Source organism: Pedobacter sp. (assembly GCF_045628745.1).
In the GTDB taxonomy this organism is placed as follows: Bacteria; Bacteroidota; Bacteroidia; order Sphingobacteriales; family Sphingobacteriaceae; genus Pedobacter.
Genome location: NZ_JAZQPU010000012.1, coordinates 1 through 22,252, shown reverse-complemented (window position 1 = coordinate 22,252; position 22,252 = coordinate 1). Strand labels below are relative to the sequence as shown.

Sequence of the window (22,252 nt, the reverse complement as noted above, 5' to 3'; positions counted from 1 at the left end):
CTTCTACTGCATTTACGATTTCTTTGATCAATAAAGGATCATAAAAATGGACTACAGGTTTACGTTTGGTAAGAGCCTGACTTTCTTTTTTAGTTTCCATACACTTAGTTTTATGTGTATAGCTTTTTCAGGAATCGACATACATCAACTTATCATAAACTCGAAAATGGGCAGCAAAAAACTCTTTAATCTTTTAACAAATTCATTATTGATTTAATGAAACAGTGACTTGGTCACAAAAAAGCCCGTATCCTCCATGAGGATACGGGCTTTTTAATATTTTTTAATCGGCTACTAGAAAGTAAAACGAACAGATAAGCCTAAGCCTGCTCCGTCAAATTGTGTATCTGGTGCTAATTCAATTGCTGGTTTCCAATCTAAAGAGAAGTTGATTGGTGCAGTAGGAATTTTGTAGTCTAAACCTAAAACGCCGTCTAATGATAAATAAAGATCACTGTTGTCATAACGTTTGTAGTTTACAGAACCAATAGTACCACCAATACCGTAGTACCAGGTTAAACCTTGAGCACCTGCAATTGGGTTATAAATTTCGTATAAACCTGTTAGACGGAAATAATCATTGTCATTATGTGACCTGAAATTAGCAATGATGTCTATCATTTTATTGCCACCTAAAGAGGTTTTGAAAGTAACACCGTTAGCCGTTCCAAAACGTCCACCTATAGCATTTTTGTAGTTTTGTGCATTTGAAGTGTTGTACATCGCCAAAGTAGTAAGAACGATAAGGCTTAAAATAGTAAAGAATTTTTTCATATTATTTTTCATTTGTGTAATAAGCCATGGCCTTAGCAAATATGATGCCGTTACTTGAAATATGGGAAAACAATTAACGTATTTATACTGTTATAGCAAGTTGTTTAAACTGTCATCATAAATTGTGTCAATAAAATATACCGAAATCAAAATTGGTTTTTTTACATAGTTTTATTTATTAGATTTGATTATCAACAGTGCTACCAAATTTAAATCCATGAAAGCTATGTCCGGAATAACGCGCGTATTTGATCTCCTTCACTATAATTTAGAAAAGTTTCCAAAACAAGATTTTGTAAATGGTAAAAAATCTGGCAATTGGATTTCATACAGTACCCAACAATTTGTTGAAATTGTTGATGATTTAAGTCGTGGTCTGGTCAACAAAGGCATGGGCAAAGGTTCCAGGATTGCCGTGATGGCGTCGAACCGTCCTGAATGGAACATTACTGATTTTGCCATCATGCAAATTGGTGCCTACCAGGTCCCACTGTACCCAACACTTGCCGAAAATGATATTAAATTTATCCTTACCGATGCAGAAGTCAGCATGATTTTCGTGGCCGATGAAAAGCTCTACCATAAAGTTCAGGCCGTAGCTGCAAATTTAGCACAGCCTATCCAGGTTTACACCATTGGAGAAGTTGCTGGAGCTGCACATTGGTCTGCCCTGACTACAGAAGGAAAACAACATCCTGAAATTGACTTAGAAAAATACCGTGCTGCGGTTACAGGCGATGATATATTAACTTTAATCTACACATCTGGCACCACCGGCACGCCAAAAGGGGTGATGCTGACGCATACCAACTTAATTAAAAATTTCGAGAATTCTGCGGTGCTGCTCCCTCCGGGAATACAAAAAGGACTGAGCTTTTTACCGCTGTCGCATATTTTCGAAAGAATGATCATCTACCTTTATATCTATACAGGTGTTGCGGTTTATTATGCAGAAAGCATGGACACCATTGTTGCCGATATCCAACATGTGAAGCCTAACATCTTTACTACCGTACCAAGGCTGCTGGAGAAAGTCTATGAAAAAATCATGGAAAAAGGCAAGGCCCTTACCGGCATTAAAAGAGCAATGTTCTTTTGGTCTGTCAGTGTTGCCGAACGCTTTGAATTTAGCAACGGCTGGTTTTATAACTTCCAGCTGGGTATTGCCCGGAAACTGGTATTTAAAAAATGGCAGGAAGCCCTGGGCGGTCAAATTCTGGGCATAGTTTCTGGCGGTGCAGCTTTAAACCCAAGGTTGGCAAGAATTTTCTGGGCTTCAGGCATGCCTGTTTTAGAAGGTTACGGACTGACGGAAACTTCGCCAGTGCTTACGGTAAACCATTTTAATGGCAACACCATGTTTGGTACTGTAGGGCCTGCTATTGAAGGCATAGAAATCAAAATTGCTGAAGATGGCGAAGTGCTGGCCCGTGGTCATGCCATCATGAAAGGTTATTACCACAGGGATGACCTTACTGCTGAAGCTATAGATAGCCAGGGCTGGTTCCATACTGGTGATATAGGCGAACTTATTGACAATAAGTTTTTAAAGATTACAGACCGTAAAAAGGAAATCTTTAAAACTGCCGGTGGTAAATATGTGGCGCCGCAAATGCTGGAGAATAAATTTAAAGAAACAATTCTTATTGAACAAGTGATGGTTTTGGGAGAAAATCGTAAATTTCCAGCTGCTTTAATTGTACCTAACTTTGTGGCTTTAAAAGTTTGGGCAGAAAAGAAAGAAATTCCTTATACCACCAACGAAGAAATGATCCATCACCCACAGGTGTTGGAGAAATATCAACAAATTGTGGAGTATAGCTGCAAAGATTTTGGAAAGTGGGAGCAAGTGAAACGTTTTGCTTTATTGGCTAAACAATGGAGTATTGAAGCCGGCGAGCTTACGCCAAAGTTAAGCTTCAAAAGAAAAGTCATTTTGGAGCGTAATAATAGTAATATTGAGAAATTATATAAAGATGCAGAAGTTTATAAAGAGTAACTCCCTTCTCTTGATCATTGTTTTTTTGATACCTGTTGTGTTAACAGGGTGTGCAGGTGGACAAATAGGCGTTCAAAATAGTAAGGAATACCGCAATGGAATGGTGGTTTCTGCTCACCATTTGGCCTCGCAGGTAGGGGTAGATATTTTAAAGAAAGGTGGCAATGCTGTTGATGCTGCGGTTGCCGTTCAATTTGCCCTTGCTGTGGTTTACCCCAATGCAGGTAATATTGGTGGTGGTGGATTTTTGGTTTACCGCTCTGCCAAAGGGCTCACTAATACGATTGATTACAGAGAAAAGGCACCAGAAAAAGCTTCCCGAAACATGTATCTCGATTCTGCAGGCATGCCTATCGTAGAAAAAAGCATGTTTGGTGCTTTAGCTGCTGGTGTACCAGGCTCTGTGGCAGGCATGTATGAAGCACATCAAAAATATGGCAAACTAGAATGGGCAGCACTGGTAGCTCCCTCGGTTGCTTTGGCAAATAACGGCTTTCAAATAACCGAACGCCAGGCTAAAGAATTAAATGGCTTACAAGAAAGGTTGATCAAGCTTAACCCTAAGGGCACGGCCTTGATTAAACAAGGGGTTTGGAACCCTGGAGATTTGCTGATTCAAAAAGAACTGGCCAATACCTTAACGCTCATCCAAAATAAGGGTAAAGCTGGCTTCTACGAAGGTGCTGTTGCAGATTCTATTGTTGCCGAAATGCAGCGTTCTGGTGGCATCATGTCACTGCAAGATTTAAAAAATTACCAGGCTATCTGGCGCAAGCCCGTGTTTGGCGAATATAAAGGCTATAAAATTATTACCATGCCGCCGCCTTCTAGTGGTGGTATTGCATTGATACAGCTGTTGAAGTCTGTAGAAAGTTTCCCCCTCAAAAAATGGGGTCATAATGCTGATTCTACCGTTCAGGTGATGGTGGAGGCAGAGCGACGTGTGTATGCAGACCGTGCTGCGCATTTAGGAGATCCTGATTTCTATAAAGTTCCACAGCAACAGCTGATGGCGGCATCCTATATTAAAGACAGAATGAGCAGCTTTAGCTGGAACAAGGCAATACCAAGTGCGGCAGTGAGTGCCGGTGTTATTGCCCCTGCAGAGCATGAAGAAACTACCCATTTTTCTATTGTAGACCGCGAGGGTAATGCTGTATCGGTAACCACAACGTTAAATGGCTCTTATGGCGCTGGTGTACTGGTTAAAGGAGCAGGTTTTTTGCTGAACAACGAAATGGATGATTTTTCCGTGAAGCCCGGGGCACCAAATATGTATGGCCTGGTGGGTGGCGAAGCTAATGCCATCGCTCCAAATAAACGTATGTTAAGCTCCATGACACCAACGATCATTGAAAAAAATGGTGACCTGTATATGGTGGTCGGCACTCCTGGTGGTTCTACCATTATCACCTCTGTGTTCCAGACCATCTTGAATGTCATCGATTTTGACCTCAGCATGCAGTCGGCAGTCAATGCAAAGAAGTTTCACCATCAATGGCTGCCAGATGAAGTGCAGCTGGAACCTGATGCTTTAGACAGTGCTACACAAAAGATTTTAGAAAATAAAGGTTACCTGCTTAGGGTTAGAGGCCCTATCGGGAGAGTTGATGCAATTCTGAAAACCAAATGGGGTTATTTGCAGGGCGGAGCTGATCCTCGTGGTGACGATACAGCGATTGGCTGGTAAATACTAAGTTGCTGCCTTACTGGTAGAGAAAAACTTTAGCCTGAAATTAGCAGGACAAACAGATAATACCGGTTCGATGAAACTAAAGCTGGCTTTATCTAAAGACAGGGCTGAAGCGGTTAAAGCATACCTTAACCAGCCTATTGCTTCTCATAAAACTGCCAGTGGTCGTCAGAAAAACAGAAGGGTAGAATTCACTTTATTTTAAGCATTAAAGTTAACAATTGAAGCGCCACAGTGGTAACACTGCGGCGCTTTTTACTGTTCTTTTTTTTGCAAAAATATACTTGCAACAGAACAATTTATTATTTAGCTTTGTTATGCAAGCATAATAATAAATGAAACAGCAGGAAACAATAGATTCTTTATTAAAGGTAGTTTGGCAAAATATGGCAAACAGTTATAACCAGATCGCCTCAGAATTTGGAATTACTCAAGCAATTGGTTATGTGCTGATTAATATAGAAAAGGAGGGGACGCCAGTTTCCAGGTTAGCAGGCTTACTAGGCGTAAAGGCCACAAGTTTATCCAGGATGTTAAATAACATGGAAGCCCTGCATCTTATTTACAGAGAACCCTCTGCTGGGGATAAAAGATCAGTAAAAGTTTACCTGAGCGACTTAGGGCGTGAAAAAAGGCAACAGGCAAAAAAGGTGGTCATCTCTTTTAATGAATACCTCACTGAAAACCTCACGGTAAGTGAGCGAAACAGCCTGATGTCTACTTTACAAAAAATAAATAAACTCACTTTAGCATATACAATTAATTCAGAAAATGATAAATAAAAAGATTAATAAGGTAGCAGTACTGGGTTCCGGAATTATGGGCTCTCGTATTGCCTGTCACTTTGCAAATATAGGTGTTGAAGTATTGTTGCTGGACATTGCGCCTAAAGAAGGCCCAAGAAACAGCATTGTGGATACGGCCTTACAAACGGCCATCAAAACAAACCCTTCTCCGGTATATGCTAAAAAGGTAGTTCAGAAAATTACAACGGGTAACTTTGAGGATGATATGCCCAAAATTGCTGCCTATGATTGGATCATTGAGGTTGTCGTTGAAAATATTGACATCAAGAAAAAGGTCTTTGATCAGGTAGAACAATACCGTAAACCAGGCACCTTAGTGACCTCTAATACTTCGGGTATTCCTATACATTTAATGGCCGAAGGCAGATCAGCAGACTTCCGGGCTAACTTCTGTGGATCTCACTTTTTTAATCCACCGCGTTACCTGCGTTTACTGGAAATTATTCCTACCGCAGATACCAACCCCGATATTGTAGAATTCCTTATGCATTATGGTGATAAGTTTCTGGGGAAAACCACAGTGCTTTGTAAAGATACCCCTGCATTTATTGCCAATAGGGTAGGTGTTTATGCCATCATGGCCCTGCTGCACCTGGTAGAGAAAATGGACCTCACCGTAGAGGAAGTAGATAAATTTACTGGTCCTGCTTTAGGCAGACCAAAATCAGCAACCTTCCGTACCACAGATGTAGTAGGCCTTGATACCATGATTAAGGTAGCAAAAGGCTTGTATGACAACTGTCCTGACGACAAAGCCCATGAATTGTTTGAGCTGCCAGGTTATGTCGCTAAAATGGCTGAAAATAACTGGCTGGGTGATAAAACACAACAAGGATTTTATAAAAAAACAAAAACTGCTGAAGGAAAGACAGAAATTTTAGCACTAGATCTAAAAACGCTGGAATACCGTCCGCAGCAAAAAGTTAAATCTTCAACTTTAGATTTAACGAAAGCTATAGATAATGTAAAAGACAGGATGAAAGTTTTTGCTGCCGGCAAAGATAAGGCAGGTGAACTATTCAGAGCCTCCTCATTCGGTTTATTTGAATATGTATCTGACCGTATCCCTGAGATTTCCGATGAATTGTATCGCATAGACGATGCCATGAGAGCGGGCTTCGGCTGGGACTTAGGTCCTTTTGAACTTTGGGACGCTGTAGGTGTCAAGGAAGCTATTGAAGGGATGAAAACTACTGGCAATGCGCCTGCAGCCTGGGTACTTGAAATGCTGGATGCCGGCCATACTTCCTTTTATAAGGTAGAAAATGGTGTTAGAAAGTATTATGACATCCCTACAAAAAGCTATGTAGCAGTACCGGGTGCTGAAGCTTTTATCATTCTGGATAACCTTCGTGCCAACAAAGTGATCTGGAAAAATAATGGTGCTTCGATCATTGATTTAGGTGATGGTATTTTGAACGTAGAGTTCCACTCTAAAATGAATACTATTGGTGGCGATACTTTACAGGCCATCAATAAGGCCATTGACCTTGCAGAAAAAGAATACAGAGGCGTGGTTATCGGTAATGATGGCGCTAACTTCTCTGCTGGAGCTAATGTAGGTTTAATCTTCATGATGGCTGTAGAGCAGGAGTGGGATGAATTGAACATGGCGATTAAAGCTTTTCAAAATACTTCTATGCGCATTCGCTACTCATCTATTCCTGTAGTGGTTGCTCCTCATAATTTAGCCCTTGGTGGTGGATGTGAATTTAGTTTACATGCAGACCATGTGCAGATCAATGCAGAGACTTATATGGGTCTTGTAGAATTCGGCGTTGGTTTAATTCCTGGTGGCGGTGGTACAAAAGAATTTGCGCTGCGTGCATCAGATGAATTTAAGGATGACCAGATTGTGCAAAACGTGTTAAAAGAACGTTTCTTAACTATAGGAATGGCCAAGGTTTCTACATCGGCAGTTGAAGCCTTTGAACTGGGCTACCTGCAGAAAGATAAATATTCCATTACCATGAACAGAAGTCGCTTAATTGCAGATGCCAAGGCTAAAGCCATTGAACTTGCTGATGCGGGTTATACACAGCCTGTTAAACGTAAGGATATCAGGGTTTTGGGTAAACAAGGCCTGGGGATCGTTTATGCGGGTGCCAATACCATGTACAGCGGCCATTATATTTCTGAGCATGATAAAAAGATCTCGGAGAAACTGGGTTATGTCATGTGTGGGGGTGATCTTTCTTATCCGACTGAGGTCACCGAGCAATATTTACTTGACCTGGAAAGGGAAGTGTTCTTGTCGCTTTGTGGAGAACGTAAAACATTGGAACGTATACAGAGTATTGTGACTAAAGGAAAACCTTTAAGAAACTAATTATAAATTATAAAGACATAGACATGCAAGAAGCATATATAATAGCAGGATATCGTACAGCAGTTGGAAAAGCGCCTCGTGGCGTGTTTCGTTTTACCAGGGCGGATGATTTAGCCGCTGAAGTGATCAGACATTTAGTAGCGTCGGTTCCAAATTTAGACCACGAGCAAATTGATGATGTCATTGTAGGTAATGCGACACCTGAAGCTGAACAAGGATTGAATATCGGTCGTATGATTTCCTTAATGGGCTTGAATACGGATAAAGTTCCGGGTGTAACCGTTAACAGGTATTGTGCATCTGGTTTAGAAACAATTGCTACTGCAGTAGCAAAGATTAAAAGCGGTATGGCCGATTGTATCATTGCCGGTGGTGTAGAGGTAATGTCGGGAATGCCTTTTGGAGGCTGGAAACTGGTGCCTAATGCTGAGGTTGCTAAAAACAACCCTGACTGGTACTGGGGTATGGGCTTAACCGCTGAGGCAGTGGCCAAAGAATATAAGGTAAGCCGCGAGGATCAGGATGAATTTGCTTTTCATTCACACCGCAAAGCTGTGGAAGCTATTAAAAATGGTCGCCTGAAAGATGGGGTTGTGCCTATTACCATCACAGAGAACTATGTAGATGGCAACATGAAAAAACAAACACGCAATTATGTGGTGGATACGGATGAAGGGCCCAGAGCAGATACATCCATTGAGAAACTGGCCAAATTAAAGCCTGTATTCGCTGCGGATGGTTGTGTAACCGCAGGTAACTCTTCGCAAACTTCTGATGGTGCTGCTTTTGTACTTGTGGTATCTGAGCGTAAATTAAAAGAATTAGGTGTTCAGCCTATTGCCCGCCTGGTGAGTTATGCCGCGGCAGGTGTGCCACCACGTATTATGGGCATAGGTCCGATTTATGCTATTCCTAAAGCATTGGAAATGGCTAATTTAACGTTAGACCAAATCGACCTGATTGAGTTAAATGAGGCTTTTGCTTCTCAATCTCTGGCCATTACCCGTGAGCTGGGCATCAACACTGATATCTTGAATGTAAACGGTGGTGGTATTGCCCTGGGGCACCCACTGGGTTGTACAGGTGCTAAGCTTTCGGTACAGCTATTTGGTGAATTGAAAAGAAGAGAGCAGAAATACGGCATGGTAACCATGTGTGTAGGTACCGGTCAGGGTGCTGCGGGTATTTTTGAAATGTTATAAGGGAATTTGGAACATAAATATATGGAAACTACAGACAAGAAAACAATTAAAGGTGGTGAGTTCCTCATTAAGGACACTACTTTCCAGGAGGTATTTATTCCTGAAGAATTTGATGAAGAACAAGTGATGATCGCTCAGACCTGCCGTGATTTCTTAGCGGCAGAAGTATATCCTAACCTTGATCGTATAGATAAGTTAGAAGAGGGCTTAATGCCATCTTTATTAACTAAAGCTGGCGAACTGGGTATCTTAGGGGTATCCATCCCTGAAGCGTACGGTGGTTTTGGAAAGAACTTTAACACCTCCATGCTTGTTGCAGATGTAATTGGTGCAGGTCATTCTTTCGCTGTCGCCTTATCTGCCCATACGGGTATTGGTACTTTGCCAATTCTATATTATGGTAATGAAGCGCAAAAATCTAAATATATCCCTAAACTGGGTACTGGTGAATGGAAGGCTGCTTATTGCTTAACGGAGCCTAACTCTGGTTCTGATGCTAACTCTGGAAAAACTAAAGCCAAGTTAACAGAAGATGGTCAGCATTATATCATCAACGGACAGAAAATGTGGATCACCAATGGTGGTTTCGCGGATATCTTTATTGTTTTTGCGAAGATTGATGACGACAAAAACCTTTCTGCTTTTATTGTGGAGCGTGATTTTGGTGGTGTAACCATGAACCCTGAAGAACATAAAATGGGCATCAAAGGTTCATCAACCAGACAGGTATTCTTTAATGATTGCAAGGTTCCTGTTGAAAACTTGTTGTCTGAACGTCAGAACGGATTTAAAATAGCGGTAAACATTTTAAATATCGGCAGGATAAAACTGGCAGCGGCTGCTATCGGTGCTTCAAAAGCAGTGATCAACCATGCGGTTAATTATTCTAGCGAACGTGTTCAGTTTGAGCGCCCGATTTCTAAATACGGTGCCATTCGTCATAAACTGGCAGAAATGGCCACTAAAGTGTATGCTGTAGAATCTGCAAATTACCGTGCCGGACAAAATATTGATGATGCTTTTGATGCATTGGTTGCCGGTGGCATGGATGAAAGTAAAGCTAAATTAAAATCTACAGAGCAGTTTGCTGTAGAATGTGCGATATTGAAAGTTTGGGGTTCTGAAGTGCTTGACTACGTGGTGGATGAGGGTGTGCAGATTTATGGTGGTATGGGCTTTTCTGCTGATGCCCCTATGGACCGCGCTTACCGTGATGCCAGGATCAATCGTATTTTTGAAGGCACCAACGAAATCAACCGTCTGCTTACCGTAGACATGATGTTGAAACGTGCCATGAAAGGTGAGTTAGACCTGATGACGCCTGCAACTGCTGTTGCCGGTGAGTTGATGTCTATTCCTGACTTTGGCGAGGAAGATGAAACTTTATTCGCCGCAGAAAAGAAAATTATTGCCAACCTTAAAAAGGCAACATTAATGGTTGCCGGCTCTGCAGTACAGAAATTAATGATGAGCTTGTCTAAAGAACAAGAGATCTTAATGAATATTGCTGACATGGCAAGTTACGTATACGTTGCTGAATCGGTAATGTTAAGAACAGAAAAGTTGGTGAGCCTGAGGGGTGAAGCCGCTTGTGCTGGTCAGCTAAATATGATGCGTATTTACTTTGTGGAAGCTGTTGATGGCGTTCAGAAAGCTGGTAAAGAAGCGCTTTGGGCCTTTGCAGAAGGTGATGAGCTGCGCATGATGATGGTAGGTTTACGCAGGTTTACCAAAATGGAAGCCTTTAACGTGAAGGATCTCCGTCAGAAAGTAGCACAGGAAGTGATCGCTGCCAATAAATATTGCTACTAAAATCTTTATATCTCGAATAGTGAAGGCGTCCATGTAAGGTGGGCGCCTTTTTTTGTGATTTGTTAAAATTGGTTAAAAATTGTTCAGTGAGCAATAAAAGACTATTTTTGTGCCTTATGATGAAATCATCATGCGCTGAAGGCTAACAAATAGCTATTCATGAGCTTATGATAGCCCATAGACCTAAAAACACATTAAAGAATCAATGAAAAACAAGATTATATTAGCAGCATTTGCCCTGTTACTCACTTTTTCAGCTTGTCAAAAAGAAGAAGCTTATGATAGGGAAGCGCAGTTAAAAGCAGATACAGAGATTATCCAGAAATTTATTGTTGATCAGAAACTCGAGGATGTTAAAGAGAGTAATGGCTTGTTTTATCAAATCCTTAAACCGGGTACAGGAACGGTACCGGTAAAGGTAACTGACGACGTTACGGTTAAATATGAAGCTCGTCTTTTAGATGGTACTGTTGTGGATAAAACAAATACTGATGCGGTATCATTTCCACTGAGCGGTGTAATTGAAGGCTGGCAAAAGGGCATCCCGCTAATTAAAGCAGGTGGAAAGATCAGGTTAATCATTCCTTCAACAATGGCTTACACCAATAGAAAAGTAGGCGCTATACCGGCAAATTCTCCTTTGGATTTTACGGTTGACTTAATTTCAGTAAATAAAGAATCAAATTAATAATCAACAATAATGTTAAAAAAATTAACCGCATCCTATGCGCTTGCTTTATTCAGTTTCATCGTTCTACTTGGTTCATGTACCAAAGATTATGAACCTATTGAAGCTAGTGATGAAACCAAACTTCAACAATACATTCAGTCGAATAAATTAACCGTTGAAAAAGACAGTACTGGGTTTTACTACCAGGTACTTAAAACGGGAACTGGTAATAACTTTACCAATAAAGATTCTGTATTGTACCATGCTACCATTAAGTCATTGCTTAACGGTACTACTTATTATACTGACCCTGCAAATGGTAACTTTGGAACTTATGTAGGTTATGCCAATGATTTTAACGGTTATAATATTCCCGCCATCAGAACAGCAATGCTGGCTTTGAAACCAGGTGGTTCGGTTCGAATCTTGTTGCCTTCTTATTTAGCTTTTGGCAGAAACGGCTTTGCTACCATTAATGTACCTTCTAATGAATTGATTGATTTAGTGATTACAACGATGCCTGAGCAAAAACAGTCTGATCTTGACGACCGTTTAATCAGGGAGTTTATTACTGCTAAAGGTATTACCAATGCGGTGAAAGGACCTGGTGGAATCTATTATGTCATTATTGCACCGGGTGATGCTGCCTCTCCGATTAATGGAGGTTCTACAGTAACAGCAAAATATACTGGAAGACTATTGGACGGAACAGTATTCGATTCCTCTGCTGATGGATTAAGCTTTTCTTTAACCGGTGTTATTAAAGGCTGGACAAAAACAATCCCGCTGATTAATAAAGGTGGTAAAATAAGGATATTAGTTCCATCTCTTGAAGGTTATGGTACAGCAGGTTCTTCACCAATTCCTGGAAACGCGGTATTGGATTTCGATATTGAGGTTACTGCAGTAAGCAATTAAAATATTAAGGATTTAAAGCTTCTTTAAAAGCTTTAAGCATTCTGTCTCTTGCAAAAGCATGTTCTACTATAGGTGGGACATGCTTTTGTTGTTGATAAGCAGGTGCCCAACGGTTAACGTAAACGTTTTTGGGGTCAAATTTCTTAGCCTGTAACTCCGGGTTAAATACCCTAAAATAGGGTGCCGCATCATTGCCACAGCCACATGCCCATTGCCAGCCCCCTATATTACTTGCCATTTCATAATCCAGCAATTTCTCTGCAAAATAGGCCTCTCCCCATTTCCAGTCAATCAGCAGGTGTTTGGTTAAGAAGCTTGCCGTTACCATGCGTACCCTATTGTGCATAAAACCTGTGGCATTGAGTTGCCTCATGCCTGCATCTACCAGAGGATAGCCAGTATTGCCGCTACACCAGGCTTCAAATTCAGCCTCGTTGTTTCTCCACCTGATCCTGTCGTATGCAGGTTTAAAACAACTGTGCACAATTTGTGGAAAATGCCATAAAATCATCATGTAAAACTCTCGCCACACCAGTTCAGACAGCCACTTCTCTGCACCTTGTTCTAATGCATTGCCTACCGCATGACGGATGCTTACCGTTCCAAAACGCAAATGGATACCAATTCTGCTGGTCACATCATCGCCAGGGAAATCCCTGCGCTGCTCATAGTCGTTAAGCGTATCTTCAAAGTTTAAGGAGGGCAGGGGAATAGAGGTAGGGCCAAAGCCTAATTCCTTGAGGGAAGGAAAAGGGAGTATTGTAGACTTATAGAAGTTATCCACATACTTATCCACAGGGTAGGGCTTCACCTGGAAGGGTGTTAAGTTCTTTTGCCATTTCCTGAAATAGGGGGTGAAGACGGTGTATGGCGAGCCATCATCTTTGATGATCTCTTTTTTTTCAAAGATAACCTGGTCTTTATAAGTATGATAGGGGATATTTTCTTTTTCCAGCAATTCCGCAATGTGCTGGTCGCGCTGGCGGGCATAGGGCTCGTAATCATGGTTTGCATAAACACCTTCGATGTGATACGATGTTAATAACTCTTGCCAGATGGCTGCAGGTTGACCATGTTTAATCAACAAGGAGGAACCCAAAGCTGCTAATTGATCGGCCAGCTGCTGCAGGGTTTTATGGATAAAGTTTACCCGGGCATCATTGGGGTCGTGTAGCTGACTGAGGATGTCTGTGTCAAATATAAAAAGAGGTAAAACTGGTGTTCCACTTTTTAAGGCATGGTATAAAGCAGCATGATCTGATAAACGCAGATCTCTTCTTAACCAGCAGATGCAAATATTTTCTTTCTTCATTAGTTTGCCGGCACCTGGTAGATGTTCTTTAAGGCAGCATCAAGCTGTGTGAAGTTAAAGGTAAAACCACTGTCGAGCAGTTTTTGTGCAGAAGTATTGGTGCTCATTAAGGCTACGGTACTCATTTCGCCAAGCAGGGCGTTCAGCACCGTTTCTGATACTGTAAATGGCCACACCGGGCGATGAAGCACCTGGGCAATGCCTTTGGTTAAAGTGGTGTTGGTTACCGGGTAAGGAGCACAGGCATTGTAAGCACCCTTCATGTTGCTGTCATCAGTTGCAGCAAGATAGATTTTTACAATGTCCCTGATGTGTATCCACGGTACCCACTGTAATCCGGTGCCTAAAGGCGCACCAGCAAAAAAACGGATGGGTTTATCCATGGCCGCCAGGCCACCTTCGCCTTTCTTTAAAATAAAGCCTGTTCTTATTTTTACCACCCGCAGGTTTAAACTTTTGCCCTCATCAACAGCAGCCTCCCATTTCTCACAGCAATCAGCAAGAAAGCCACTTCCGTTAGCATCGTCTTCAGTTAATATCTCGTCGCCACAGTCGCCATAATAGCCTACTGCAGAAGCAGAGATAAAGGTAGTAACCTGGTTAGGGACTTCCTTTAATGTTTTAAAGAGTAGGGCTGCTGATAACACCCTGCTGTCTACCAGCTGCTGTTTTCTTTCTTTTGTCCATTTTTTTGTAGCAATATTTTCTCCGGCAAGATGTATAATGGTATCCACCTTTGCGAGGCATTGAGTATCTATTTTCTGTTGATACACATCCCACAAAAAAACCTGGACGTCTTTGAGTTTTGTTGGCTTACGTGTTAAGATGGAAACTGTATGTCCTTGCTGCTGTAAGGCAGGCAAAAGTTCTGTACCTATCATTCCGGTGGCACCCGTTATCAATATGTGCTTTTTCATCGTATGTGTAATATAACTTTTTGTGAGCACATAAGTTTTATATATTGGTAAAAATCAGGCGTTTGTTTTGCTTGTGTAAATATTGCTATACATACTAGTTTTAGGGGGCAAAATGCCCTACTTTTGCCTTTGATTCACATAATCAGCATGAAACCTAAAAAAATATTAGTTTGGTTTAGAAACGATCTCCGTTTACATGACAATGAAATGTTAGTGGAGGCTATTGCTAAGTCTGATCAGATATTACCGGTATTCATCTTCGATCCCCGTAATTTTGAAATTACCCCCCATCTTTCTTACCGTTGTGGTGCCATCAGGGCACAGTTTCTACTGGAGAGTGTTGCTGCATTACGTCAATCATTTCAGCGGTTAGGGGGAGATCTGCTGGTTTTAAAGGGCCTTCCTGAAGTTTTACTGCCAGAGCTTGTCGAAGCGTATGATATTGCAGAAGTATATCATCACCGGGAAGTTGCTGCCGAGGAAACCCAGGTATCTGCAGATGTAGAAGACAGCCTCTGGAAACTAAGGATCAACCTGCGTCACTTTATTGGCCATACTTTATATAATAAAGAAGATTTACCTTTTCCCATTAAAGATATTCCTGATACTTTTGCACAGTTTAAAAAGAAAACGGAACGGGATGCTATTGTGAAGGCCTGCTTTTTAGCGCCTGAAGTAATTAGTTTTGCACCTGTTGAAAATGCAGGTGAAATACCCGCCCTTGAAGAGATTGTAATGCCTGAAGCAATGGGCAGCAGCATACAGCAAGAATTAACAGGTGGTGAAGCAAAAGGATTACAACATTTGACTACCTTGTTAGAAGAAGGATCGCCCATTTATAAAAAAGCCATTAAAAGTGGTGCCGGCAAGTTAGGCTTTTCCTCTATGCTCTCTCCTTGGCTGTCGTTGGGTTGTTTATCGCCAAGAATGGTGTATTGGCTGGTTAAAGATGCGGAAGATAAATACGGAACAAACCCTAATTTTAACCAGATTTTACTGGGTTTAATGTGGCGTGATTATTTTAGGTTTATGCTGAAAAAACATGGTCCTCATTTCTTTAATGACTTTGCTTTGAAGCCAGAACATTTAGTGCCGGAAGAGCACGAAAACTTGCTTTTTGAGCAGTGGAAAACTGGAACTACAGGCAATGAATATGTTGACCAACATATGAAACTGCTCAATACAACTGGTTTTTTACCACATGCCGCGCGATTGTTGCTTTCTACCTACCTCATTTATATACTCAAAATTGACTGGGTTAAAGGCGCTGCCTATTTTGAAGAAAAAGCAATTGACCATGCACCCGCCAATAACTGGTGTAACTGGGCATTGGTAGCTGGTGGTGGAAAGAAAACGGGAACAGATAAAAGTGCTGTTGACATCGATAAACAATTCAAATTGTTGAACGTCACGCTGCCAAATTCTGTGGCCTAAGGTTATAAAATTCAATTATTTTCTCTTTTTCTTCTACAATAGTTGTATTTTAAACCAATTTGTTTAACTGTTGTTATGTAGTTGTGAAAAGATTTTCAATAAGTGATATAGAAGGCCTGATAGGAATTAAGGCACATACCCTTAGGGCCTGGGAATCAAGATTTAATCTTGTGCCTCCAAAAAGAACGTCTACGAACATCCGGTATTACGATGAGCAGGATTTGAAAATGCTGTTGAATATCGTTACCCTTAATGAGAATGGCTATAAAATTAGCAAAATAGCCAAAATGACTGCTCAGCAGATCAACACCCTTGTTACACAACTGAAGACCAATTGGAATAATGATGCTGTGCAAGTGCTCAACCTTTCTGAGGCCACCCTTAAATATGATGAAGAAGGGTTTTCGAAAATCTTAGCTGCCTGCATCAAAGAACTAGGGATGGTGAAAACCATGGATACTGTACTTTTCCCTTTTATGAAAAGAGTGGGAATGCTGTGGCAAACGAGTACGCTAGATCCCTCACATCAAATTTTTGCCGCTAACCTGATCCGAGACCAGTTGATTATTGCGATCGACAAAGTGAAGAAACCTGTGAAGCCAAATGCTAAAAGATTTTTACTTTTCTTACCAGAAGCGGAAACGCACGAAACTGGATTGCTTTTTGCAAGGTACTTATTGAAGCGATGTGGCCATCATGTTTTATACCTCGGTCAGGATATTCCTTATGGAGATATCAACAAAGTAATGGAAACTTATGAGCCTGATTTCGCCTTTATTGTTCTTACCTCTTTAAATTTGGGAAAAGATGTAAATAAAATAATCAACAAAGTAATGGACAATCTTAAAGTGCCACTACTAGTTGCGGGAAGCTTAATATCTGAATTTGACATCATGTCGGGAGAGCGTTTGATCCCCTTGAAGAATGTTTGTGATATGGTAGACTTTCTTGAAGAAATATAAAGAATTTTGCCTGTTTTATAAGGTAAAATCCTAATTTTGCTGCACTTATAGATTTCACAAACAATGGATAATTTATCTTATCTCAGCGGCGAGAATGCCAAATACATCGATTCCTTATATAAAGCGTATAAAGAAGACCCGAACACAGTAGAATTCGGATGGCAGAAATTTTTTGAAGGCTTCGATTTTGGAAGAAGCGCATCAGATAGCCCTGAGAACACCCAAGCACCAGAAAACTTCCTGAAGGAAGTAAATGTCCTAAACCTTATCAATGGTTACCGTAACCGGGGACATCTATTTACAAAAACCAACCCTGTTCGTGAAAGACGAAAACACCTACCTACTTTAGCACTTGAGAATTTTGGTTTAAGTGATGCAGATTTAAATACTGTCTTTAATGCTGGTATTGAAATAGGTATAGGTGCTGCAACCCTGAAGGATATTGTTGCTTTCTTAGAGCAAACCTACTGCGGTTCGATTGGGGCGGAATATAAATTTGTTCGAACGCCGGAGGTTTTAAGCTGGATTGAGAACAAGATGGAAAGTACCCGTAACACGGCAAACTTCTCTATTGATGAAAAAAGAAGAATCTTAAAGAAATTAAACGAAGCAGTAAGTTTTGAAAACTTCCTTGGAACAAAGTTCTTAGGACAAAAGCGTTTCTCTTTGGAAGGCGCAGAAGCTTTAATCCCTGCATTGGATTCAGTGATTGAAAAAGGTGCTGATCTGGGTATTGAAGAGTTCGTTATTGGAATGGCCCACCGTGGTCGTTTAAATGTGCTTGCCAACATTATGCAAAAAACGTATAAAAACATTTTTGCAGAATTTGAAGGTAAAGGCTACAGTGCTACTTCTCCTTTTGGTGGTGATGTTAAATACCATTTAGGATATTCAACAGATGTAACCACTAATAATGGTAAAGCAGTGCACTTGAGTTTATGTCCTAACCCATCTCACCTTGAAACCGTCAATGGTGTGGTAGAGGGAATGACACGTTCTAAAATTGATTTTAAATATGAAGGTGATAATTCAAGGATTGCACCGATCTTAATACATGGTGATGCTTCAGTAGCAGGACAAGGTATTGTCTATGAAGTGATCCAAATGGCAGGCCTTGATGGTTATAAAACTGGTGGTACTATTCACCTGGTCATCAATAACCAAATTGGCTTTACCACCAACTATAAAGATGCCCGTACCAGTACTTACTGTACCGATATTGCTAAAGTAACCCTTTCACCTGTTTTCCATGTAAATGGTGATGATGTTGAAGCATTGGTTTATGCAATTAACATGGCCATGGAATACCGTCAGCGTTATAAAAATGATGTTTTCATTGATATTTTGTGTTACCGCAGATTTGGACACAATGAGGCAGATGAGCCTAAATTTACCCAGCCTTTGTTATACAAAATCATTGAGCAACACGCTAATCCACGTGATATCTATATTAAACAACTGATTAACGAAGGTAAACTTGAAGCGAGCCTTGCTAAAGAAATGGAAAAAGAATTCCGTGGAATTTTGCAGGAACGCTTAAATGAGGCTAAAGAACTGACCTCTACTTACCAGGATGTTAAATTTGGTGGTGCATGGGCAGATATGCGTATTGCTGCTGCCAAAGATTTTGAAGCATCTCCAGAAACTGCAGTTGATGAAGCTACTTTATTGTCTATCGCCAATAAAATCAGCAGCCTGCCTGCTGATAAAAAGTTCTTCAAGAAAATTGAGAAACTATTTGGTGAACGTAACCAAATGGCAAACAAAACTCATGTATTCGACTGGGCTATGGGCGAGCAATTGGCTTATGGTACCTTATTAGCTGAAGGTAAAAGAGTAAGGTTAAGCGGACAAGATGTTGAACGTGGTACATTCTCTCACCGTCATGCGGTATTAACGCTTGAAGATCAGGAAGAAGAATATATCCCTTTAGCAAATGTTGCTGAAAACCAGGGTCCTTTTGACATTTATAACTCCCACTTATCTGAATATGGTGTTTTAGGTTTTGAATATGGTTATGCCATGGCTAATCCTAATGCATTAACGATTTGGGAAGCCCAATTTGGTGATTTCTTTAACGGAGCGCAAATTGTTGTAGATCAATATATTGCCAGTGCGGAAACAAAATGGCAAAGAGAAAATGGTTTAGTGATGTTGTTACCTCATGGTTACGAAGGACAAGGTCCGGAACATTCATCTGCGAGGATTGAACGTTTCATGGAGTTATGTGCTGATTATAACATGCAGGTGGCTAACTGTACTACACCAGCTAACTTCTTCCACGTATTACGTCGTCAGTTTGCACGTGATTTCAGAAAACCATTAGTGGTATTTACGCCAAAAAGCTTACTACGTCATCCTTTATGTGTATCTAAATTAACAGATTTTACAGAAGGCAAGTTCCAGGAAGTGATTACAGATGCTAACGTTGAGGCATCAGCAGTAAACAGAGTTCTTTTCTGCAGTGGTAAAATTTACTACGAGCTATTGGAGAAACAACAAAGCGATAAAATCAAAAATGTTGCTATCGTACGTGTAGAGCAATTGTATCCTTTACCTTTACAACAAATGGAAGCTGCTTATAACAGTTTCAGCAATGCAACCGAAGCCCTATGGGTACAGGAAGAACCTGAAAACATGGGTGCATGGCCATATTTGTTGCGTAAAGTAAGAAGAACAAGCTTCAGCGATATCGAAGTGATTTCAAGAAAAGAAAGCAGCAGTACAGCTTCTGGATTTGCTAAACAACATGCAGATCAACAAGCTTATATTTTAGCTAAAGCTTTTGAAATGCCAGTAACTGAAAAAGAGCAAAAGATTGCTAAAAAATCGGTGAGTAAAATATATAATGTAGATTAAAAAAAAATAATCAGTTATGAGTATAGAAATAAAAGTTCCGCCAGTAGGAGAATCAATTACTGAAGTTGTTTTATCTCGTTGGGTAAAAAATGATGGTGATGCAGTTGAAATGGATGAAGTTATTGCTGAACTGGAATCAGATAAAGCGACTTTTGAATTAACTGCTGAACAAGCGGGAACTTTAAGAACAGTAGCAGTAGAAGGTGATACCTTGCCAATTGGTGCTGTTGTTTGTAGCATTGAAGAAGGTGGTGCAGCTCCTGCAGCGGCAGCCCCTAAAGAAGAAAAAGTAGCTGCTGAACCGGTTGCTGTTTCTCCAATAGCAGAAAAGTCTGGCGAAAGCTATGCTACAGGTACTCCTTCACCTTCTGCAGGTAAAATATTGGCTGAGAAAGGTGTTGCTCCAGCTGCTGTTAAAGGTACTGGCGTTGATGGCCGTATTACCAAAGAGGATGCTCTTAATGCTGAAAAAGCAGCACCTAAGAAAGCAGCTGCACCGGCAAGTGCTCCTGTTGTTGCTCCTGTTGCTGGCGAAAGAAATGAGCGCAGACAAAAAATGTCTCCTCTACGTAAAACAGTTGCCAAACGTTTGGTTGCTGTAAAAAGTGAAACAGCTATGTTAACTACTTTTAACGAAGTAGACATGAAACCGATCATGGACTTACGTGGTAAATACAAAGATAAATTCAAAGAGAAATATGGTGTTGGTTTAGGCTTTATGAGCTTCTTTACTAAAGCTGTATGTGAAGCTTTGAAAGATTTCCCTTCTGTGAATGCACGTATCGATGGTGATGAGTTAGTATTCAACGATTTCGTTGATGTTTCTATCGCTGTTTCTGCACCTAAAGGATTGGTTGTACCGATCATTAGAAATGCAGAAAGCAAAAGTCTTGCTGAGATTGAGAAAAGTGTTGTTGAATTGGCAACTAAAGCTCGCGACAGCAAATTAACTTTAGATGAAATGACTGGTGGTACTTTTACCATCACTAATGGTGGTGTGTTTGGCTCTATGATGTCTACACCAATCATCAACTCTCCACAGTCAGCAATTTTAGGTATGCACAATATCATTGAGCGTCCAATTGCAATTAAAGGTGAGGTTGTTGTTCGCCCGATGATGTATTTAGCTTTATCTTATGATCACCGTATTATTGACGGTAGAGAGTCTGTAGGCTTCTTGGTTAGGGTTAAACAATTATTAGAAGATCCTGCTCGTCTATTATTAGGCGTGTAGTATTTAAATCATTAAAAAAGGCCTTTCCGTTATGGAGAGGCCTTTTTTTTTATCCCTTAATTTTAATAGAGTGCTTAGTTTTTTCTTACACCACCAGAACCTACCACAGTTTTTTCAATGGAAGGGTTGCCGGTATAATACACGACTCCGGAGCCCGAAGTAACAGCATCAATCTTTTTATTTGCAGCAATATAAGCAGAACCAGAACCACTGATGACAGCAGAAACTGTTTCTGCCTGCATGCTTTTGCCATTGAAATTTCCCGAACCATTGATGGTGATATCCACATCATTCGATTTGCCACTGGTGTTGATGTTTCCTGATCCACTGATTACAGCACTTAAAGACTTCACATTGGCAGCAACTTTAATTGATCCTGAACCACTTAAGGTGGTGGAGAACTCATTTGCGGTTACTGGCGACTGAACATCTATACTTCCTGAGCCACTCAAAGTAACTGAGGTAAGTTTTTTTGTAGTGATGTAAGCGGTAACTTTAGACCTGTCAAATTTCTTGTTCCAGTTTTTCCACTTTGTTGATGGTCTGATGATCAGCACGCCGTTTTTAACTTCAGTAACAATTTCGGCCAATACATCAGCATCTCCTTCAAGGCGGACGTTTTCGCTGTTTCCTATTTTAACGATGGCCGTAATGGAACCACTTACCGCAACACTAGTGAAATTGCTTACTTGCCTGTCTTTGTCTTGACGCAAAGCAGCCTTCCCATTTATATTTTTAATGGAGTCAGCGTTAGCGCCAACCGTGCACAGTAATAATGCCAGGCCTAATACTTTAGTTATTGTTTTCATGATTCTGATCAGTTTATCTTTATATAAGATGCATCTTAAACCTAAAAGTTGCATCCTCAGTTAAATTATTTTGCAATTTCCGTTTTCACATAGAAGTTAGGGTCAATTTCAACCTGTGCTGCAGTAAGTCCTGTAGCGACTTTAACCGTTTGCCAATCTGCCGTAGGGCGGAGCAGGCTGTATTTGTCTTTTTTAAATTTCACTTTTACCGGCATGTCAAAACCATTTACAGTAGCTTTCCAACGGTAAGAAAGTTTATTTCCATTGATTTTGTATTCAAATACTGGAATTTCTGTATGACGCAGGTACTGGTCGAAAACCTTGTCGAGCTTAAGGCCACTTTGTTTGCTCAGGTATTGTTCAATGGTAGCCGTGGTAACTGTTTGGTGGTAAAAAGTTTTGTTCATTCCCCTTAAAATAGATTTGAACTTTTTATCATTGTTTAGGAGTTGACGGATAATGTGGACCATATTTGCCCCTTTATAATACATATCGCCAGAGCCTTCTTTATTTACACCATAT

Annotated in this window: 16 protein-coding genes and 2 pseudogenes; 13 read left to right on the top strand and 5 right to left on the bottom strand. The window is 40.6% G+C overall.

What is annotated here, in order from left to right; translation table 11 throughout:
• Positions 1 to 294: 294 nt before the first annotated feature.
• Positions 295 to 774, bottom strand: coding sequence for a hypothetical protein (locus tag ACR2F7_RS00700; protein WP_432711689.1), 480 nt, complete (start codon positions 772 to 774; stop codon positions 295 to 297).
• Positions 775 to 1,000: 226 nt separating this feature from the next.
• Between ACR2F7_RS00700 and ACR2F7_RS00695 the strand changes: the two genes are divergently transcribed.
• From ACR2F7_RS00695 to ACR2F7_RS00655, 9 genes and pseudogenes are all read left to right on the top strand, one after another.
• Entirely contained in the window at positions 1,001 to 2,773 is a 1,773-nt protein-coding gene (locus ACR2F7_RS00695) for an AMP-dependent synthetase/ligase (RefSeq protein ID WP_432711688.1), read from the top strand.
• A complete protein-coding gene (gene ggt, locus ACR2F7_RS00690) occupies positions 2,751 to 4,463 on the top strand; it encodes a gamma-glutamyltransferase (protein ID WP_432711687.1) in 1,713 nt (570 codons plus the stop codon). The genes ACR2F7_RS00695 and ggt overlap by 23 nt, the downstream gene beginning before the upstream one ends.
• A 7-nt stretch (positions 4,464 to 4,470) precedes the next feature.
• Positions 4,471 to 4,671 (top strand): annotated as a pseudogene (locus tag ACR2F7_RS00685) (OmpA family protein); the annotation flags it as partial.
• 130 nt (positions 4,672 to 4,801) lie between these two features.
• On the top strand, positions 4,802 to 5,248 hold the full coding sequence (locus ACR2F7_RS00680) for a MarR family winged helix-turn-helix transcriptional regulator (RefSeq protein ID WP_432711686.1): 447 nt from the start codon (positions 4,802 to 4,804) through the stop codon (positions 5,246 to 5,248).
• Positions 5,238 to 7,601: a 3-hydroxyacyl-CoA dehydrogenase NAD-binding domain-containing protein gene (locus ACR2F7_RS00675; RefSeq protein ID WP_432711685.1), complete on the top strand. Its 2,364-nt coding sequence runs from the start codon at positions 5,238 to 5,240 to the stop codon at positions 7,599 to 7,601. The genes ACR2F7_RS00680 and ACR2F7_RS00675 overlap by 11 nt, the downstream gene beginning before the upstream one ends.
• Positions 7,602 to 7,624: 23 nt before the next feature.
• Entirely contained in the window at positions 7,625 to 8,803 is a 1,179-nt protein-coding gene (locus tag ACR2F7_RS00670; protein ID WP_432711684.1) for an acetyl-CoA C-acyltransferase, read from the top strand.
• 21 nt (positions 8,804 to 8,824) lie between these two features.
• Entirely contained in the window at positions 8,825 to 10,615 is a 1,791-nt protein-coding gene (locus ACR2F7_RS00665; protein WP_432711683.1) for an acyl-CoA dehydrogenase family protein, read from the top strand.
• Positions 10,616 to 10,820: 205 nt separating this feature from the next.
• On the top strand, positions 10,821 to 11,303 hold the full coding sequence (locus tag ACR2F7_RS00660; protein ID WP_432711682.1) for an FKBP-type peptidyl-prolyl cis-trans isomerase: 483 nt from the start codon (positions 10,821 to 10,823) through the stop codon (positions 11,301 to 11,303).
• A 12-nt stretch (positions 11,304 to 11,315) separates the two neighbouring features.
• Positions 11,316 to 12,203, top strand: coding sequence for an FKBP-type peptidyl-prolyl cis-trans isomerase (locus ACR2F7_RS00655; RefSeq protein WP_432711681.1), 888 nt, complete (start codon positions 11,316 to 11,318; stop codon positions 12,201 to 12,203).
• Positions 12,204 to 12,207: 4 nt separating this feature from the next.
• Here the strand turns inward: ACR2F7_RS00655 and ACR2F7_RS00650 are convergent, their stop codons facing one another.
• Both ACR2F7_RS00650 and ACR2F7_RS00645 read right to left on the bottom strand, forming a co-directional pair.
• Complete coding sequence (locus ACR2F7_RS00650) at positions 12,208 to 13,515, bottom strand: cryptochrome/photolyase family protein (protein WP_432711680.1); 1,308 nt, start codon at positions 13,513 to 13,515, stop codon at positions 12,208 to 12,210.
• On the bottom strand, positions 13,515 to 14,432 hold the full coding sequence (locus ACR2F7_RS00645; RefSeq protein WP_432711679.1) for a TIGR01777 family oxidoreductase: 918 nt from the start codon (positions 14,430 to 14,432) through the stop codon (positions 13,515 to 13,517). Before ACR2F7_RS00645 ends, ACR2F7_RS00650 begins: the two co-directional genes overlap by 1 nt.
• Before the next feature lie 147 nt (positions 14,433 to 14,579).
• Between ACR2F7_RS00645 and ACR2F7_RS00640 the strand changes: the two genes are divergently transcribed.
• The 4 genes from ACR2F7_RS00640 (at position 14,580) to odhB (ending at position 20,921) form a co-directional block, all read left to right on the top strand.
• On the top strand, positions 14,580 to 15,866 hold the full coding sequence (locus ACR2F7_RS00640) for a DASH family cryptochrome (protein ID WP_432711678.1): 1,287 nt from the start codon (positions 14,580 to 14,582) through the stop codon (positions 15,864 to 15,866).
• Positions 15,867 to 15,949: 83 nt separating this feature from the next.
• Positions 15,950 to 16,828 carry a MerR family transcriptional regulator gene (locus ACR2F7_RS00635; protein WP_432711677.1) on the top strand — a complete coding sequence of 293 codons (879 nt, stop codon included), beginning with the start codon at positions 15,950 to 15,952 and terminating at the stop codon, positions 16,826 to 16,828.
• A gap of 63 nt (positions 16,829 to 16,891) precedes the next feature.
• Positions 16,892 to 19,687 carry a 2-oxoglutarate dehydrogenase E1 component gene (locus ACR2F7_RS00630; RefSeq protein WP_432711676.1) on the top strand — a complete coding sequence of 932 codons (2,796 nt, stop codon included), beginning with the start codon at positions 16,892 to 16,894 and terminating at the stop codon, positions 19,685 to 19,687.
• Positions 19,688 to 19,703: 16 nt separating this feature from the next.
• Entirely contained in the window at positions 19,704 to 20,921 is a 1,218-nt protein-coding gene (odhB, locus tag ACR2F7_RS00625) for a 2-oxoglutarate dehydrogenase complex dihydrolipoyllysine-residue succinyltransferase (RefSeq protein ID WP_432711675.1), read from the top strand.
• A 74-nt stretch (positions 20,922 to 20,995) separates the two neighbouring features.
• Here odhB and ACR2F7_RS00620 read toward each other — a convergent pair whose 3' ends face one another.
• Together ACR2F7_RS00620 and ACR2F7_RS00615 are read right to left on the bottom strand one after the other, a co-directional pair.
• Positions 20,996 to 21,730 carry a head GIN domain-containing protein gene (locus tag ACR2F7_RS00620; protein ID WP_432711674.1) on the bottom strand — a complete coding sequence of 245 codons (735 nt, stop codon included), beginning with the start codon at positions 21,728 to 21,730 and terminating at the stop codon, positions 20,996 to 20,998.
• Between the two features lie 65 nt (positions 21,731 to 21,795).
• Positions 21,796 to 22,252: pseudogene (locus ACR2F7_RS00615) on the bottom strand (M1 family peptidase); the annotation flags it as partial.